Origin of the sequence: Dethiobacter alkaliphilus AHT 1 (genome assembly GCF_000174415.1) — a bacterium.
In the GTDB taxonomy this organism is placed as follows: Bacteria; Bacillota; Dethiobacteria; order Dethiobacterales; family Dethiobacteraceae; genus Dethiobacter; species Dethiobacter alkaliphilus.
In genome coordinates this window covers 19,948-37,395 of the sequence record NZ_ACJM01000022.1, presented here as the reverse complement: position 1 = coordinate 37,395, position 17,448 = coordinate 19,948, and the positions used below count along the sequence as shown (strand labels likewise).

Sequence of the window (17,448 nt, the reverse complement as noted above, 5' to 3'; positions counted from 1 at the left end):
AAACAACTTGCCCAAGAACACCCTGAACATATGGAATTGTATAAAGTTGCTGCCAAGCTGGAGCAGGTTATGATTTCCCGTTTGGGAGACGGTAAAAAAATCTTTCCCAATGTAGACTTTTATTCCGGCCTAGTCTATAGTGCTCTGGGGATTCCGCCTTACCTGTTTACTCCTATTTTTGCCGTAAGCAGAGTGGCAGGATGGACAGCCAGAACCATTGAGTACCTGCAAAACAACCGTATTTTCCGTCCCCGGGCTATCTATACCGGAGAGTTTGACAAAACCTATATCCCCATCAAAAACAGATAACTGATAAGAGGCTCTTGCGAGCCTCTTATTCATATTTATCCAGATTAATGTCCTCGGCCTGTTGAATCTCTTCCACTGCCTGCGGGTCCATACCGGGCAAAATCTCCTCTGCTGGGGGTAGCTGCTCCTCGCCCTGCAATTGGTAATAATTGCGCAGCTTCTTGACCCAAAAACCGCCCCGAAAATGCTGTGGCTCGTGGGATATCACAAACGCCTCGGGATCGTAGGCCACAATATGATTGTACAAATCCCGCTGATTTTTACGGGAAGTGAGTATTTCCATCACCAATCTTTTACCATCCCTGCCTTCTCCCAGCCAGGAAGTAATTCCAAATCCTTTATCCCTTAACATCTGGGCAAAGGGGTAATCGGTGTGCTTGCTGATTACTTTCACCGTCACGTAACCCAGGGCCAGATATTCTTCGATGCGGGTTCCCACCAGAATTCCAATGGCAAAGCCGGCGGCATAAGCAATCAGGTTCTGGATTTCACCCAGGTTTTCAATAACCAGGCCAATGCCCAAAACGAATACAAATGCTTCCGCCGCACTGATTAATGAAGCGTGATAACGTTTTCCCTTTAGCAAAAACATGGTTCGCACGGTCAGCAACGAAATATAGACTATATTGATGACCAGAATAATTAATACCATGGGCAATATTTTTCACCTCTGTACAATTTTTACCGGACAGCACTGGAAAAATACTTACCCGCTCCGGTAAATCCAATTAACCTAGATAATAGCAGGTACTTGTACAGCTGGCAATATTTTTCTTATTTTTAGTAAAACCGCTCCGGCTAATAGCCGAAGCGGTTTTTAATTCATGCCGAGGCTTCGGCTGATTGTTCTTTCTCTCCACTCTTTTTGAATTTTATCCAGTGAAAGCCAAAAATCACACCAAGGATTGCTACACCGACGCCATCTGTCAACAGACCGGGATAGATAAGGCTAAGCGCTCCCGCGGCAAAAAAGAGTCGTTCCAGGATATTCAGGTTGTCCAGGAAAAAACCCTGAATAGAAGCGGAAAAGGCTATGATGCCCACAACCGCCGTGGCCAGTGCCACAGTAATAAACAAGGGATCGCCTTCCAGAATAAGCGCCGGATCATAGATAAACATAAATGGAATCAAATACGCTGAAAGTCCCAGCTTAAAAGCCTCAATACTTGCTTTTAGAGGCTCTGCCCCGGCCAGTCCAGCTGTGGCATAAGCGGTAAGGGAAACCGGCGGCGTGATATCAGCATCGGTGGCAAAGTAAAGGATAAAGAGATGGGCGCCAATAATGGAGCCCACATCCATTCTTTCCAACGCCGGGGCCACCAGCGTAGCCAACACAATATACTTGGCCGTGGTGGGGAGGCCAATACCTAAAACCAGAGAAGCTATCATAGTTAAAAGTAAACCATAAAGCAGAACACCTGCCGCATAGAGTTCAATGTAGCCGGCCAGTTTCAGGCCCAGACCGGTCATGGTAACAGTACCGACTATGATACCGGCACACGCGCAGGCCACAGCAACCTGAATAGCTTTGACCGTTCCTTCCTTGAAAGAATCGATTACTTTGCCGCCCACGCCTAGCAGCGTTTCTTTAACGTCACTTGCCGATCTCTTTTCTTCCTTAATAAAACTGATATATAGTCTCTCCAACAAAATTACCGGTACCATCAGCACAATGGCGGTAAAAACAGACCTTTGCGGGGAAGCACCCTGAACAAGCAGAACCACCAGTGCCACCAGCGGGAGCAATAAATGCACCCCGCTTTTAAAGGTGGGCCAGAAATCCGGCACTTCGTCTTTGGGAATGGGTTTTAAGCCCAACCGCCCGGCCCGAAAGTGGGTCATCAATATAAGGGAGAGAAAATACATCACTGCGGGAACCAGGGCAGCACGGGCAATTTCAATAAACGCCACCCCTAAAAATTCTGCCATAATGAAGGCAGCTGCTCCCATAATGGGGGGCATCAGCTGTCCGCCTGTGGACGCTGCGGCCACCACCCCGGCGGCAAAGTCGCCACTGTATTTGACCTTTTTCATCAAAGGCACAGTGAATGTGCCGGTTGTTACCGCATTTGCCACAGAACTTCCGGTAATACTGCCCAACAGGCCGCTGGCCAGAATTGACGCTTTGGCCGGGCCCCCTTTACTCCAGCCGGTAAGAGCATAAGCCATATCAATGAAATATTGTCCCGCTCCCGACTTGTCCAGAAATGTACCCAGCAAAATAAATAGGAAGATGAAATCGGCGGAAACGCCCAGTGGAATGCCGAAAATCCCATCCAGCGAAAGGTACAGGTAAGAAAAAATCCGCTCCAGCGAGTACCCCTTATGAATAAGTACCCCGGGCATATAGGGACCCAGGTATGCATACAGCAAAAACACCGCCGCAATCAGCGTCAGGGCATTACCCACCACCCTGCGAGTTAGTTCCAGCACCAGTAAAGTCATGAATATACCAAAAACCCAGTCGGTGACAATGGGTTCCCCGGCCCGGTAGCCAAGTTGGTCAATGCTCAAAAGTACATAAGCAGCCAACCCCACCACAGCCAGGCTTAGAATCATATCATATACAGGCACCCTGTCATCTTGCTTTGGCACAAACGGGTAATATAAAAATCCTAAAAAGCCAATAAAAGCCAGATGGATAGCTCTTTGTGAAAGCGCAAACAACTGTCCTCCGCCGGCGGTATAGAGATGAAAAAGGGCTGCAAGAATGGCAACGGCGCCGGCCACTTTAGAGATCCAGCCCTTTAATTCGCGGCGTTTTTCCAGTTCATTTAAGACCTTCTTGGGATTCTTTTTATCATTTTCAGCCATTATTCTCCCCCTCACTCACTCTCTGCAAAATAACGCTCAGCACCGGAATGCACATCAATATGCGTCTCCAGAGCCGTCTCGTGGGAGATGTTTTGCGCAATACTGTGAACCTCAATGAGCCTGTCCAGATTTTCAAAAATAGTTCTGGTTATTTCATAAGCCAACTCTTCATCCATGTCTTCATGAACAATAATGGTATTGCTCACCGAAAGAACTGCAACATCCTCATCCTGGTCGTTATAAGTGTTGGCCGGAATGATATCCTGCTCAAAGTAAGGATGCTCTGCCATAACGGTTTCCATTTCATTGTCGGTAAGAGGAATAAAGCGCAGGGTCTGTGTAGCACCCACCTCCAGCACCACACCGGCGGGAGCTGCAATATTCCAGAAAACCGCATCGATGTTACCGTCGCGCAAAGCGGCGGCCGCATCCTGCTGCCCGTAATTCACCACATTCACTTCATCCCATAATCCCAATTCCTCAAGCACGGTCCGGGCCATATCTTCTGTCCCGCTGCCCGGCGCATCGATGGATACACGCTTACCGGCCATATCCTCCATGGTCTCAATACCACTGTCACCTGCGGCAATAATATGCAACGGAGCAGAATACATCTGAAAGAGTGCCTGCACCGGATATTCACGGTCATAAGGATATTCTCCCCGAACCCCTTTATAGGCGGCATTTTCGGTGGTCATTCCCAAATCAGATTCACCGTTACCAACCAGCCGGATATTTTCCACAGACGCATTTGTTGATTCCGCATCTAGGCGCACACCTTCCAGGTTTCTGCTAATAACCTCACCCATTGCGCCCCCCAACGGATAATAGGCTCCCCCCGGGCTTCCTGTGGCAATAACCATTAACTGCGGCCTCTGGTCCCGCAGCAGATTGTAGCCCAGGACAATGCCCACCAACACAATAGCAACTACCAGGGATATCAGCTTAGTTGAATGTTTTTTATTGCCATTGTCTACGTTTTTTTCCTCACTCATTGCAGACCCCCCAATGCTCAAGCACAAACTTTATATGTAAAGTCTATGGGAATTGAGAAAGTCAGTCAACAATTTTAGCCCTCTAGCGCCGTATCAGGGCGCTTTTTAATGAAAATGTAACATTGCCAAACCGCTCTTTTTTACAAAGCAGAGAAAAAACCGCTGCACGCGCAGGCGGTTTTTCATTCTGTTTCAGTACTAAGGGTATTTTCAAAATATATACTTTGACTGGGAAAGGCAATAGACACCCCTTCCGCTTCTAAAATATCCATGATTTTAAAGTTCACATCTTCTTTTACTCCAAGATATTCGCCCCATACCGTTGTGTTGGTAAAAAAGTACAGGAAGATGTCCAGGCTGCTGTCACTAAATTTATCAAAGCGCACAAAGATTGTGCCCTGATGTACATCAGGATGATTCTCAAGCATTACTCTGATTTGCTCCACACAATTCTTTAACTTTTCAGCAGGGGTGGTATATGTGACGCCCAAATGGTAGGTGATGCGCCGCTTACCCATCCGGGTCCAATTGGTCAGCGCTTCATTGGCAATCATGGAATTGGGCACTGAAACAAGGGCATGGGCAAAGGTTCGTACCTTGGTACTCCTAAACGTCATCTCCTCCACGGTGCCCTCCACGCTGGAGGTTTCTATCCAGTCCCCTTCGGAAAAAGGCTTATCCATAATAATCATAATGCCACCAAAAATATTGGAGACCGTATCCTGCGCCGCCAGGGCAAAGGCCAGGCCCCCCAGGCCCAGACCGGCCAAAAAACCTTCCACATTATAGTCCCAGGTCTGCACAATCATCACCGCAGCCAAAACTACTATCAGGACCCTGAGAACTTTGGTAAAAAAGTCAATTAAAATCCGGTCAATATGGTACTTTTCACTGATGGACCAGTAATTTTTGCCGTCGATCAGATTATAAAGGCCCCAAGCCAGAAAATAAATAAACAGGGTCCGATAAATTGGGTATAACATCAGATAATGACGTTCGGCCAGAGGCAGGGCCAGCAAAGACAGGTAAATACCGATAACAAGGATGAGAGCTTTTAGGGGATCCTGAAAAGCCAGGATAATCTTGCCGTCAATTACCAATTTGCTTTTATTGGCCAGTTTCAAAATTGCACTGAAAATGAAGCGGGTAATAAACCCGCGCAAAGCCAGAAAAAAGAGAAACACCAATGCAGCGGTAATATATTCCCGCCAGGGTCCGGTCCATTCATAAAGCAAGGACCACCTGTCTACGGTAGCGCTAAACTCTTCCATCATCCTCTCTTCCACACGTTTCTCTCCTCAGACATGATTTTTATAATACATATTGTCCGAGGTAACATCTTAGCACAAAGTTTTCATAAGAAAGGCACGCTTATTCACCTCCTGCGCGCGTGGTTCGACACCGGTTTCCTTAGCAGGTCCCAAATTGCCAAGGGTATATTTTCCGGTATAAACAACGCCTGCTGCAAAAACTGCAGCAGGCGTTATTGGGTTATGCCTCCGTCTGGGTACTAAGCTGATTTTCAAAATATATACTGCGGCTGGGAAATGCCACCGACACCTGTTCTTCCTCCAAAATCTCCATAATCTTAAAGTTTACATCCTCTTTAACCCTGAGGAACTCTGCCCAGTTGGTTGTGCTGGTAAAAAAGTAAAGAAAGATGTCCAGGCTGCTGTCGCTAAATTTATCAAAGCGGACAAAGATTGTATCCTTATGCAACTCGGGATGATTTTCCAGCATCTCCCTTATCCTTTCCACACAGCTTTTCAGCTTTTCACGCGGCGTGGTATAGGTAACACCCAGATGATAGGTGATACGCCGTTTGCCCATCCGGGTCCAGTTGGTCAGCGCCTGGTTGGCTATCACCGAATTGGGGACTGAAACAAGAGCATGAGCAAAAGTTCTTACCTTGGTGCTCCTAAAAGTCATCTCTTCCACAGTACCCTCCACGCTGGAGGTCTCAATCCAGTCACCCACAGAAAACGGCTTGTCCATAATAATCATTATGCCACCAAATACATTGGCGGCAGTATCCTGGGCCGCCAGAGCAAAGGCCAGACCACCCAGGCCGATGCCGGCCAAAAACCCTTCCACGTTAAAGCCCCAAGCCTGTACAATCATTACTGAAGCTAAAATAACCACCAGCACCCGGAGCACCTTGGTGAAAAAATCAACCAGAATCTGATCCACGCAGTACTTATCACAGATTTCCCGAAAGTTTTCACTGTCGGTCAGGTTGTAGAAACCCCAGGCCACAAAATAAATGAACAGGGATCGGTAAATAGGATACAACATCAGATAATGCCGGTCTGCCAAAGGCAGGGCAAGCAAGGACAGATACAGGCCCACAACAAGAAACAAAGTTTTCAGAGGTCCCTGAAAAGCAAGAAGTACCTTTGTGTCCATTTCCGTCTTAGTTCTACGGGTAAGCCTCAAAATTGTCCTGAAAACAACCTGGGTAAACAGGCCCCGGGCCAATAAAAAAACAATAAAAATAATACCGGCAGTAACAATTTCGCCCCATATTCCGCTGGTTTCATAAATCTGAAACCAACCCACCACATTGTCAATAAACTCCTCCAACATTAAGCGCCTCCAAATAATTTATTCCCGCAATATAGTGTTAACGAAAGGCGTCATGATTTCCTCCCCTGCACACAAAAAAAGGCCCTGCAAAGGGCCCTTTTTCTGCCGGCAACATATTCTAGTAACGCAGAACCGCTGCTACCGGTTCCGAATCCGGCATCTCGGCAGGGTCCACAGCGTAGACCGTTCCGTTTTTCATAAAGGTTTGCACCGCTGCAAAATCCAGCAGTTCTCTGCTGCCGTTGGCAGGCTCTTCTGCCAACTCAATCTCATTTTTCTCCGGATCAAACCTGCCCCACTCTTTCTTGCCTAAAGCTACAAAAAGAGTATCCACTCTGCCGTGATAAGAAGCAGGGACAATTTCTTTAATATCGGCGGTTACCTTGCCTGTTCCCTTCTGCTCTGCGTACCGCGCCCTGGCTTCCTCCTGCCTGCTTTTAAAATAGGGCTCCACAATGGCCCACGCCTTCTTATGCAGCTCCTTTGCACTGCTGTTTTCCGGATTCCCTTTTATGGCTTCGTCCATAAGCTGCGGGTATTTACCGGCTTCCCGGTACAGGGGAACCAGATGGTCTACACAGGCCAAAACCAACGGAATGTCATCCCGACTCAGTATGTCCTGCAACCTGCGGTCAATTAAACGGAAATAACGCAACAGCTTTTCATGCAGCACCTTATCAATCTCCCCACCGTGGCTGAAGAACACAGCTGAACGTCCCCCACCCTGGCGAGGGGATCCGGTGTGAAACTGTATATTTGTCTCGGGAAATTGCAATTCAATATCTTTTTCAAACTCCGCCACTTCTTTGCCCAGGTCAACTTCTTCTACAAAATCCCTGGTACACATGAGCAGGCGCGCATTTTTCTGACTAATTGCCAGAATGCTGAATTGACCATCCTTGGTGTATAGAGGTAAGACCGGCTTAATATAAAAGCTGTCCGTCACCATCGCCATCTTTTGAAACCGCACAGGCAGCCTGTAATAACGGGAAATATCCTGGGAGAGGAAGAAAGCCAGCCCTTCACTCTGGTAACTCCAAAAGAGACTGTCCTCAACCAATCTGGAGGGCAACTCCAGTAACTTCTTTCTCTGGTGCGGACGAACCCCCCTGGCAATCAACTGCTCTTCTGCCTCGCTGATTAAAGACTTCAACATAATGGGGCCCTGCTTAATATCTTCGCCAAAAATATGCGTAGGCACATATATAGAGATGGCAGGCCCCTGCCCTCTGTGTTGGGATAATGCTTCCATTTCATCTCTGGTCAGTATGTCCAAAGAAAACACCTCACTTCTGACTAGTTTCGCACTCACCCTTGTCCCACTAGGCAACTCCGACACTCTCTTATTCTAAATTTTACGGTGTTCACACCCAATTTGAATTAATAAATCATGAAGAAACGGACACCCATTAGGTGCCCGCTAACCGGAATTGAGAAGGCAGCCGATATGTACCACGGACCATTGTCCGTGGTACTTTATCCGTTTCTTACAACCAAAATTTCCTCAGACTTTGCACAACGGCTGTTAATGCAGCCCACAACAAAAACTCTTCCCAAAGTGCCTGCGGGCACCTGCCACAGAATCTCGGCAACCTTTTCACCGGGACAGTCTATGCCAATCAGTCTGGCTAACTCGCAGGTTTCAGTGCCCGTGGGCTCTAAAAAAAAGAAAGCACGAAAAACAGGACGGCTAAATGTGGCCCGGACAATAACCCGGGCATTTAGCTGCACAGCTCCGTCCACTACAGGCAGGGGCTCCCTGTCTTCGGATAAAATCCTCAGAGTAAGCACCCGCAGTTCCGCAACGTCGTTGGGCTCTGGAAGAACTTCGGGGATGCAGATTACCTGGCCTACAAAAATGATATTGGGATTAACAATCTGGGGGTTGGCGGCAAGAATAGCTTCAACCGTTACGCTGAACTTACGGGCAATACTAAAGAGCGTATCTGTGGGTCGCACAGTATAAAACTGGCCGTCACATTTCTTTGGCGGACGCGGCACCTGCGCCGGTGAAACGGGATGCATGGCGCGTGTATTTTTTTCATCACTCAAAGATATCACCTCCTTGCAGCTTTGTCGCTACTACAATATATGCAATCGCTGCAATTCGGTTATCATTTAGCACATAAATTAAACGGGAGAGCCTCAAGCTCTCCCGTTATTTTCTACTTAACAGTATGCAGTATGTCCATCTCAGGGGAATTAACCAAGGTTTGCTTAATCACACAATAACGGTCTGTCAGACGAATCAGTGTAGCAATCTGCTCCTCTGTGGCATCGGTATCCAAGTCAAAATTAAGGCGAATATTTTTAAACCCTACCGGAACCTCTTTGGAAACTCCCAGAGTCCCCCTAAAGTCAAGATCTCCTTCCGCGGTAATGGTTGCATCCTTCAATTCTATTTCCAGCGCAGTTGCCACCGCCTGCAGCGTTACTCCGGCACAGGCCACTAAAGCCTCCAGCAGCATATCTCCGGAGCAGGCCGCCAGGCCGGTCCCTCCGGTGGCAGGATGCAGTCCCGCCTCCACCAGCCCCTGGCCCGTATCAACACGACAGGTTACCCCCTGACCCAAAGCCCCCACGGCACGCAAGGTAACCATTGCCGCCCCTGAATCTTCCCGGTACTTTTCCTTAAGCGGAGCCTGAAGATTGCGCAGTTCCTCGCTTTTCATAAATATTCCCTCCTATCTTAGTGGAACTTAGCTATGTAAACTACTTCTCCACCCTGCACTTGGCTCCTGCAATTATTCTGAAAATTCATAATATTTTTTAATCATGCCCAAGATACTGAGGTATGGTAACCTGCCCTTTATACCTCACCTTAATCATATCAGACGTCATGACAATCCCTCTTTCTTGCCGGGTATGACTTTCTAGCTCAAGATTACCACATCGCAGTTAGTGCTAATGAACCTCTCGTAAGGTTAGCTTCCCTCACTTTCTGGCTTTTCCAAACTTTCTAAGATACCCTTGATGACTTTGTAATGATGAGCATCATGATGGATCCCTACTCTTAAAACCTGCAGCATGTTTAGCCAACCAATGGCCGGATCGTATACCAAAGCGTTACCCAGGATATGCTCCGGTTTATTCCTGTAAAACGATTTAACATTATCATGCTCTTCCCCCAAAGCTTGCTTTAGAACAGCAACAGAAACAGGGTTTTCAGGCTTGTATTTCGGCGGCCATAACCACCCAACATTCATTGGAAAGCCGGGCCGCTCATAAACGTCATCCATTTCTGCATCATAGCTCTTATTTCTTCGAATCCAGCCCATCAAAAAAAGCAGAGGCCACAAAACAGCAATAAAGCGCCGCATAAACTTGGTAATGGCCCGCAAATGATCTATCTGCTCGCCAATTGACCACTTCCCCGGCTTTGGCCTCTGCCAGATTAAGTTCTCATCTACCTTTTCTAATGTTTGAAACATCTCTTCCCGTTGCTGCTCTAAGATAGCCAGGTACTGATCAGTAATGTTTCCCATAATTATCCCTCACCAACTATTCAGTAGCATAACCAGGCCGAATGCCCAAGTCATCCAAATAGATATCCCCTGCTGGAGTTATGTCGAAGATGAAATCGATTGTTTTTAGTCCGGACAAATTAAGCTTATCGTTTTCTGCCCAAAAGTCCTCTAACTCAAAAGCATAGGTGGTAAATACCGGCTCTGCCTCAAAGGCCACCTGCAGCGGAAACTTATACATCCGGTAAGGAAGTGCAGGCGGCAGAGAGACCAAATGGCTAAGGGGTAGTGAGGCTTCCTGGCCAGCCTTATCCGTTAGCGTGACAGTGAGGTCTACAGAATTATTCTGGGAAATGTTGGCCAGAGCAAAAGTCAACATTCCCCTTTCATCCAGAGTAAAGCCCGCAGGCAGCTCCATACTATATGAACCGATCCCTTTCAGATCCTGATCCCAGCCCAGACGGACACTGACCGTATCCCGGCGCTGATCCGTGCCCAGAGCCGGGGGCTCCTCCCGCCAAATGGTCAGGTTAGCACCGCTAAGCTTCGCACCCGGAAGCGTGGCACTCTCAAGATTAAGACCTTCGTCAAAAGATGCCAGAGCTATGGTGTCTGAACTTTGATACTGTGAAAGATAAACCGTCTTTGGCAGCCAATTCTTCCCGGACAGGGGATTTTCAAAAAGCCGCTCATACTCCTGCTCACCGTGTAATGAAGCTTCCAGGAAAGCACTGATAAATACTTTGGCCGCCGTTTCCTGCTCAGCCGCTGACATAATCTGTGAAAGATTTAAAAACCAGCGCCCGGCAGAGAAATCTATCTTACCCCAGCGGGTATTAAACTGACCGTGGTTGGCATTATGAAGATAAACTGCCGCTTTAAACCCCTGGTAATCCGGGGAAAACCTAACCCGGTCATACTGCCTTGATCCTGCAAAAGACCGCACATCACTGTCCACAGAGCCCTGCATAACAAGATAGTTAATGTCTTCTAAAGGAGTACCCATGCGGCGGGGGCGGTACTGGCCATCAGATGGCGCAATGGCGATGACAGCGCCAATATCAAAACCAAAATCAAAGGATATTGCAGCGTTGTCTGGATGAACAGGCAAATCATTAAAAGCAGCGGCGATGGCGGCGGCTTCACCACCACGGGAGTGACCAATCAGAGCAATTTTTTCCGTAGCCACCTTCCCGCTAAAGTAATGGTTTTGGGATTCATTCCACTCATGCCATAACCCCAGGTGCTGCAACAGAAGGTAACCTCTGGCATCATTTTCTTCTACCAGCCCTCCCAGAACTGCTTCAAGCATACCTACTCCATTTAAAAAGTTCTGGTCCACAGAGGAAACGATATAGCCGCGACTGGCCAAAAGCTCACCCAGATAATCATAACCCGGATCGGAAAAAGCATCCATGCTGTGGTTACCGTGTACCACCAAAACTAAGGGGAAAGGACCTTCCCCCTCCGGGTACCAAACCCGGGCATTTAAAGGGACATTAGAGAGATCAAAGCCCCAGTAATTCTGGCGCAACCAACCGGTAATTCCCCCACCCCCTTTTACCATGGGAGAAACATCTACAGAATCAGTCTGAATATCCACATCTGCACCATATTCAGAGCGACGCTGATCCACTCCACTGCCGTAAGTCAGAGTTCGTACAGAGTACGGGCCCTCCTCTGCCGGATTTTCCACAGCCAAAGGCCTGACTCCACTTTCTGCAAAGCCGGACCAAGCCACCTCATGGGGAGAGCCGGGCCAAAACGCCCAGAAAACAGCAACAACGACCCCAATACTGCCCAACAGCAGCGCCGTTAAAACAACTCTGCGCTGTCCGGTCTTTTCACCGGCGCTCTTCAAACCGCCAATCCCGGCTCCCAGCAAAGAAGAGACAATCAATACATAAATTATTATAATTAAAACATTAAATAGCTGACGAAATCCCGGCATCAGCAAATTAAATAGCAAAAACACTGAACCCACCAGAACCCAGCGATATAACTCCGGTACTTTTTGAAACTTATTAAGAACAGAAACTATCAGCTGTCCCAAAAGCAGCGATAATGCCGCCGCCACCAGCGCAAACCCCATAGTTACGATCCAGTTTTGCATGCTGGCCGGGGGACTGCTGAAAATTATTGCAAACCAGACCACAAGAGTAACCAGCACCACAGCAAACGACGCGCCGCGCCAGGCCCCCCGCCCCAGACTAAACAACCGCTTAACGGCACCGAAATTCAAAAGTTTTCTATTAGTTTGTAAATTACTCTCTTCCTGGTTCACCAAACCACTCCTTTGCCCCAAGCAAATTTAGCATCTTGTTCATTTTGTTCTAAACTAATTGTAAACCAAGGTTCTGAACATTTATCAAACATCATTTTGCAATCTGCACTATAAATCCGTTTTGAAAAGGGCTGCTATACAAATACTACTTACAGAGCCCTAGAGCAATTTTTTCCCAAACACTACTAAGGAGGATATAACCATCGAGTCTATCACGGAATTAAACACACTGCTGATGGGAGAACACATGGCCATTCAGTCTTATGAACATTTTATGGAACAGGTTGAGGACAGCACCATAAAGAAAACGTTGCAAAAAATTCAACAGGACCACAAGCTTCATGCAGTCAAAATTGCGGAACAGATACAAAATCTCGGCGGTCGTCCTGCTAACGACCCTCCCATGATGGCTGAATTTATGCTTACCCTGAAAAGCCTGCACAAAAAAGATCTTGCTTCCATCATCAAAGATGCTTATGTGGGGCAGAAACGAGGAATTGAAAAAGCTGAAGAAATTGTCAAAGGGGATCTTGACCAAAATAGCAAGAACCTGCTAACTGATATTCTACACGAAGACACTATGCACCTATCTATTCTAAAAGAACTTATGAACCACTTGGACAACAACACGTCAACGCCCATACATTAACTGTGGGCATATATAAAAACTGCAGCGTCCAAAAACGCTGCAGTAGCTATTATTAAGGGATGCCGCTAATTGGTAAGATTCCAGAATATATTTTTCCAGGCATACTCCGGTACATTCCTAAGCTTTTCACCGTCGGTTATATACTCTTTACCGGGTAGTGCCCTTTTTTGTATGTTTGCTGTATTTCTGGTCTGACGATAAATGGCCATGATTTGTTCTCTTCCCAGGTTTGTATCAACCTCCCGGGTCAGAACCCAAATCACTTGAGGTATTTTTACCAAAGTGCTGGGGCATATAACTGCTTTTACCACAGCGTCAACTACCGGCTGCTCATCGGTTCTCTCTCCCGTTCTGGTCTGTTCAAAGGCATCAGCTATAGAAACCATTTCCCCCTGAATATCTATATCTCCCATGATGTCACTGATTTTTTCAAAAGAGGATTGGTCAATTAAGACATAACTGTCAATTTCTATGCCCATTCTTTCTTCAATAAGGCTGATAAAGCCGGCCTTTCCCTTCACATAAAAGACCTGGCCTACTGTAGTATAAGCCCTCCCCTCCTCTATTCTTAAATAACTATTTTGTTCTATTTTTGCAAAAAGGGGCACTGCTACAACTACTCCCTTTTTGCTTTCTTCATTTATAGACATCACGTTCACAGCTTTTAAGTTTTGCCCGTCGGTCCAAATGAAAATAACATTGGTATTATTTAGCTTTTTGTTATTTTGCGGCACCACTGCTGATTCTTGCGTATTCTTTCTGTTAACTTCTTCAGGTGTTTCTTCCTCAACAGGTGCAGGCTCTTCCTCTATCGGGGGAACCCTGTTATCTTGTCTTTCTGAAAGGGGTATCTCCGCCACAATTCCGCCGTCCCCTATTTTTGACCAATAGCCGGTCAAGGGGTCATTGCGCTCAATTCTTTGTTCTTTTTCAGGTTGGTTCATTTGACCGAAATATCCATAAGCTCCTAGAAACACCAAGGACAAAATTACTACAGTCACCATCGCAACTTTATAAAAGGACTTTTTCCTACGCATCTAATTTCCTTTCAAATATATTGGTTTATATTTAATAGCATTAACGCTGAGAAAACTGCTTATTCGCTGGCTACGTTAGTGCAAAAAAGTGTCAACAGACCCAAGTTTACTCATTAATCATAACTAGGTCGGCAAAATAAGAAACTACAGCACCTAATAAATACTGTAGTTTCTTTAAAATGTATACTACCCCTGCTACGCGGGCCTGGTCTCATTTGCGGATGTGAATTGGGCTTTTGCTGATAGACATGGCTGCCTCCCAGGTAGCCTCACATAAAGTAGGGTGAGGGTGAATAATATCGGCCAGGTTATGTGCTGTTACTTTGTTTGCTACTGCCACAGTACCTTCCTGGATAAGATCTGAGGCATGGGGCCCTAATATATGTACTCCCAGAATAGTTCCCAATTCTTCATCGGCAATTATTTTAACGCTTCCTTCTGACTCCCCTTGAATAAAGGCTTTGCCATTGGCTGTAAAGGGAAACTTCCCTATTTTTAATTTGTAGCCCTTCTCCTTTGCTTCCTCTTCTGTTAAGCCTACAGAAGCCAGCTCCGGGGAGGTAAATATGCAGGCAGGTACGGCTTCCTCTTTATAAACTTCATTAGCTCCGGCAACATTTTCTGCGGCTATCACCCCTTGATGGGTAGCTACATGGGCTAAAAGGTGACCCGACGATGCCACATCTCCTACGGCATATATACCGGGGACAGTTGTCTCCATATTTTCATTCACTTTAATCCCTGTTTTATCGTATTCTATTCCTAAAGAGTCTAAATCCTGTCCACCGAAGTCAGGTCTGCGTCCCACAGAAATCAAGACCGTATCGGCAGAAAGTCTTTCTTCCCCTTTCCGGGTAGTAACTTTCACGGCAAGGCCGCCGTCACGTTCTTTAATTCCTTCAAGCTTTGTTTTTGTCATTATATTTATTCCCTGCTTTCGCAGCAGAGGAGTCAAACGCCTGGACATTTCCGCATCTACTGTTGGCAGAATACGGGGCAGAAGCTCTACAACTGTAACGGAGGAGCCAAAAGAGGCAAAAACAGAGGCCATTTCCATGCCGATTACACCACCGCCAATGATGGTTAAATTTTTAGGCACTTCCTCCAGGCTAAGGGCCTCTTTAGAGGTTAGCACGCCGGGAAGATCCATGCCTTCTAAGGGAAGCTTAACCTCTTGACTGCCTGTTGCCAGGATAACCTTTTCTACAGATACTTCTATAACTTCTCCAGAGTCTCTTTTAAGTTCAAGCTTAGTTGGCGTGACAAGGCGTCCTTCTCCGGAAAAAACATCTACTTTAGCTCCTTTAAGAAGGCCATCTACCCCTTGCACTAACTTATCTATAACATACTTTTTTCTTTCTTGAATTTTAGAAAATGAAAAGGACAGGCCCTGGGTTTCTATACCAAAGTCCTCTGCTCCCTTGATTTTTTTAAATAGTCCGGCACTGTTTGTTAATACCTTAGTAGGAATACATCCGTAGTTAAGGCATGTACCCCCTAAAGCATCTCGCTCCACTAAAATTGTTTTTAGACCTAAAGCAGATCCCCGCAGAGCAGCAGTATACCCTCCCGGCCCGCCCCCTATTACTGCTAGTTGATAGTGCTCCATTCTTTTGCTTCCTCCTTTCCTGCAATGAATTTTACATGGAATATTTCAGAGAAACCTTTTTTAATTTCACAGGCTAACTCATCATCTGCTATTTTAAAGCCAAGATCTTTTAACCCGGCAGCTTTTTTCTCTAAAGAGTCTAAAGAGAAAGCGTCCCCACAGGGCTTTAAAATCTGCCGGTACAGGTCAACGGGAAGCTCTTGTAATATTGAACCATGCTGCAGCAGTCCTCCCCGCCGCCGTACCTGAGCACTGCCTACTACTTTTTTACCTAAGATTTGAATTTCATAAGCAGAGGGACTATCAAAGCAGGCCCCGGGGGCCAGTCCCTTACCTCTACCCTGGCTAGGGGCTAAATCTGCTTTTATGCCCAGAGCACCAAGACCGCTAATAATACCCTGGCTTAATAGCTTATATGATTCTAAGACACTTTTAGGAATAAGGGGATGCCCTTCAGGAACAATCACACTGTATGTCAGCTCTCTGTGGTGAAGTAACGCCCGACCCCCTGTAGGTCGCCTCACTATATCTATCCCCAGTTGTCGGCAGGCTTCTATATCTACTATCTCTTCTGCTTTTTGAAAAAAACCTAAAGATAAAGCCGGAGGTGACCAGCTATAAAAACGGAGGACAGGCTTTGATCGACCTTCACAAACTTCTTTTAAAAGGTCTAAATCTCTTTTCATGTTAATTTTCCCTGGTAGTGGTGAATCATGAATTAAACGCCAGGTTTCCTGCAACTTCATTTCCCCCTTCCTCTAAGCCGGCAAGCACACAATCGACGGCAGCTTCCTCTTCCTCTAATGTTAAAGGCCGGGGATAATTATATAAAACACTGCCGGGGCTTTCATTGTAAAAGGGGCGGTTACAATCAGGGCAACCGCTGGTCAAAAAGGCTGAGCCGCCCTTTAAATATTCTCGTAAATCACTTATGGGCACTCCATAACCCGTTAAAACGCCTTTCTTAAAATTCATGGCTGCATAATCAATAACTTTATTTTTTAATAAATAGAGAGCTGCCTGCATGCGACGATACCTTTCTATCTTCGGTGGTGCAGAACTGCCCAAAGGAGTTCCCTTTATGGGGGTAAAGGCAAAAAGAGCTATAGTAACATTTTCTTTTATCAGTTTATCAAAAATAGCTACTGTTTCTTCCTCTGTCTCGCCCACACCAATAATAATGTGAGTACTGATTTTTCCCGGCCACCTGCGGGCACAGTTAAGAAGAAGTTGGAGGCGCTCTTTATATGAACCTCCTTTTATATCTTTATAGGCATCAGGGTTAACCACATCCAGGGCAATACTTAACCTGTCGGCCCCGGCAGCAAAAAGCTCTTCTGCCTCTTGGGGTTTTTTAATCCAGGCAGAGATACAAAGAGGCAGGGATGAATTATTTTTAATCTCCTTGATAGTTCTCAAAAGAGATTCCTGTTTATCCCCTTGCCTAACCCCTTGAAGGCAAACTCTCTTTATATTGTTGCCTTCTGCCTCCTTTAGGCCTTCCTTCAAGTCTTCCCTGGTAAAAGAAGGCCAGGTTACTCTACCCAAACGACTAGCCCCTCCGGAGCTGGTACGGCTTTGCGGGCAAAAGGAGCAGTTCATTACACACCCCTCCCCTAAAAGCAGGTAAGCAGTGGTAGGGTGAACATCAGTCTTAATTTTTTTTAATTTCATACAAGCAGCTGTTCCTGCTGAAATCCG

The 17,448-nt window shown here is 46.5% G+C and carries 16 protein-coding genes; 2 read left to right on the top strand and 14 right to left on the bottom strand.

Features of this window, described 5'->3' with window-relative positions; genetic code table 11:
* On the top strand, positions 1–309 hold a 309-nt coding region (locus tag DEALDRAFT_RS14500; protein WP_008518822.1), incomplete at its 5' end, for a citrate/2-methylcitrate synthase.
* Between the two features lie 25 nt (positions 310–334).
* Here the strand turns inward: DEALDRAFT_RS14500 and DEALDRAFT_RS14495 are convergent.
* From DEALDRAFT_RS14495 to DEALDRAFT_RS14450, 10 genes are all read right to left on the bottom strand, one after another.
* A complete protein-coding gene (locus DEALDRAFT_RS14495) occupies positions 335–961 on the bottom strand; it encodes a DUF2179 domain-containing protein (protein ID WP_050780840.1) in 627 nt (208 codons plus the stop codon).
* 170 nt (positions 962–1,131) lie between these two features.
* Positions 1,132–3,123 carry a TRAP transporter permease gene (locus DEALDRAFT_RS14490; RefSeq protein WP_008518819.1) on the bottom strand — a complete coding sequence of 664 codons (1,992 nt, stop codon included), beginning with the start codon at positions 3,121–3,123 and terminating at the stop codon, positions 1,132–1,134.
* An 11-nt stretch (positions 3,124–3,134) separates the two neighbouring features.
* Positions 3,135–4,118 carry a TAXI family TRAP transporter solute-binding subunit gene (locus tag DEALDRAFT_RS14485; protein WP_008518817.1) on the bottom strand — a complete coding sequence of 328 codons (984 nt, stop codon included), beginning with the start codon at positions 4,116–4,118 and terminating at the stop codon, positions 3,135–3,137.
* Positions 4,119–4,300: 182 nt separating this feature from the next.
* The gene (locus tag DEALDRAFT_RS14480) at positions 4,301–5,404 is read right to left on the bottom strand and encodes a mechanosensitive ion channel family protein (protein ID WP_008518816.1); all 1,104 of its coding nucleotides are present in this window, start codon (positions 5,402–5,404) and stop codon (positions 4,301–4,303) included.
* 205 nt (positions 5,405–5,609) lie between these two features.
* Positions 5,610–6,704 carry a mechanosensitive ion channel family protein gene (locus tag DEALDRAFT_RS14475; protein ID WP_008518813.1) on the bottom strand — a complete coding sequence of 365 codons (1,095 nt, stop codon included), beginning with the start codon at positions 6,702–6,704 and terminating at the stop codon, positions 5,610–5,612.
* A gap of 118 nt (positions 6,705–6,822) precedes the next feature.
* Positions 6,823–7,980, bottom strand: a complete 1,158-nt coding sequence (locus tag DEALDRAFT_RS14470) for a baeRF3 domain-containing protein (protein WP_008518811.1) — start codon at positions 7,978–7,980, stop codon at positions 6,823–6,825.
* A 200-nt stretch (positions 7,981–8,180) separates the two neighbouring features.
* Positions 8,181–8,765 carry a LysM peptidoglycan-binding domain-containing protein gene (locus tag DEALDRAFT_RS16290; protein ID WP_395858055.1) on the bottom strand — a complete coding sequence of 195 codons (585 nt, stop codon included), beginning with the start codon at positions 8,763–8,765 and terminating at the stop codon, positions 8,181–8,183.
* Positions 8,766–8,869: 104 nt separating this feature from the next.
* Positions 8,870–9,376 (bottom strand): OsmC family protein, encoded by a 507-nt coding sequence (locus tag DEALDRAFT_RS14460; protein WP_008518807.1) that lies wholly within the window; start codon positions 9,374–9,376, stop codon positions 8,870–8,872.
* Between the two features lie 252 nt (positions 9,377–9,628).
* Entirely contained in the window at positions 9,629–10,189 is a 561-nt protein-coding gene (locus DEALDRAFT_RS14455) for a DinB family protein (protein WP_008518805.1), read from the bottom strand.
* A 16-nt stretch (positions 10,190–10,205) separates the two neighbouring features.
* Positions 10,206–12,452 (bottom strand): alpha/beta hydrolase, encoded by a 2,247-nt coding sequence (locus tag DEALDRAFT_RS14450; RefSeq protein WP_008518803.1) that lies wholly within the window; start codon positions 12,450–12,452, stop codon positions 10,206–10,208.
* A 196-nt stretch (positions 12,453–12,648) separates the two neighbouring features.
* Between DEALDRAFT_RS14450 and DEALDRAFT_RS14445 the strand changes: the two genes are divergently transcribed.
* Positions 12,649–13,101 (top strand): ferritin-like domain-containing protein, encoded by a 453-nt coding sequence (locus DEALDRAFT_RS14445; RefSeq protein WP_318026066.1) that lies wholly within the window; start codon positions 12,649–12,651, stop codon positions 13,099–13,101.
* 65 nt (positions 13,102–13,166) lie between these two features.
* Here the strand turns inward: DEALDRAFT_RS14445 and DEALDRAFT_RS14440 are convergent, their stop codons facing one another.
* The 4 genes from DEALDRAFT_RS14440 to DEALDRAFT_RS14425 form a co-directional block, all read right to left on the bottom strand.
* Positions 13,167–14,045 carry an LCP family protein gene (locus DEALDRAFT_RS14440; RefSeq protein ID WP_040379246.1) on the bottom strand — a complete coding sequence of 293 codons (879 nt, stop codon included), beginning with the start codon at positions 14,043–14,045 and terminating at the stop codon, positions 13,167–13,169.
* Between the two features lie 304 nt (positions 14,046–14,349).
* The gene (gene lpdA / locus DEALDRAFT_RS14435) at positions 14,350–15,747 is read right to left on the bottom strand and encodes a dihydrolipoyl dehydrogenase (RefSeq protein WP_008518795.1); all 1,398 of its coding nucleotides are present in this window, start codon (positions 15,745–15,747) and stop codon (positions 14,350–14,352) included.
* Complete coding sequence (locus DEALDRAFT_RS14430; RefSeq protein WP_008518793.1) at positions 15,729–16,493, bottom strand: lipoate--protein ligase family protein; 765 nt, start codon at positions 16,491–16,493, stop codon at positions 15,729–15,731. Before DEALDRAFT_RS14430 ends, lpdA begins: the two co-directional genes overlap by 19 nt.
* The gene (locus tag DEALDRAFT_RS14425; RefSeq protein ID WP_276324457.1) at positions 16,459–17,421 is read right to left on the bottom strand and encodes a radical SAM protein; all 963 of its coding nucleotides are present in this window, start codon (positions 17,419–17,421) and stop codon (positions 16,459–16,461) included. Before DEALDRAFT_RS14425 ends, DEALDRAFT_RS14430 begins: the two co-directional genes overlap by 35 nt.
* Positions 17,422–17,448 lie beyond the last annotated feature (27 nt).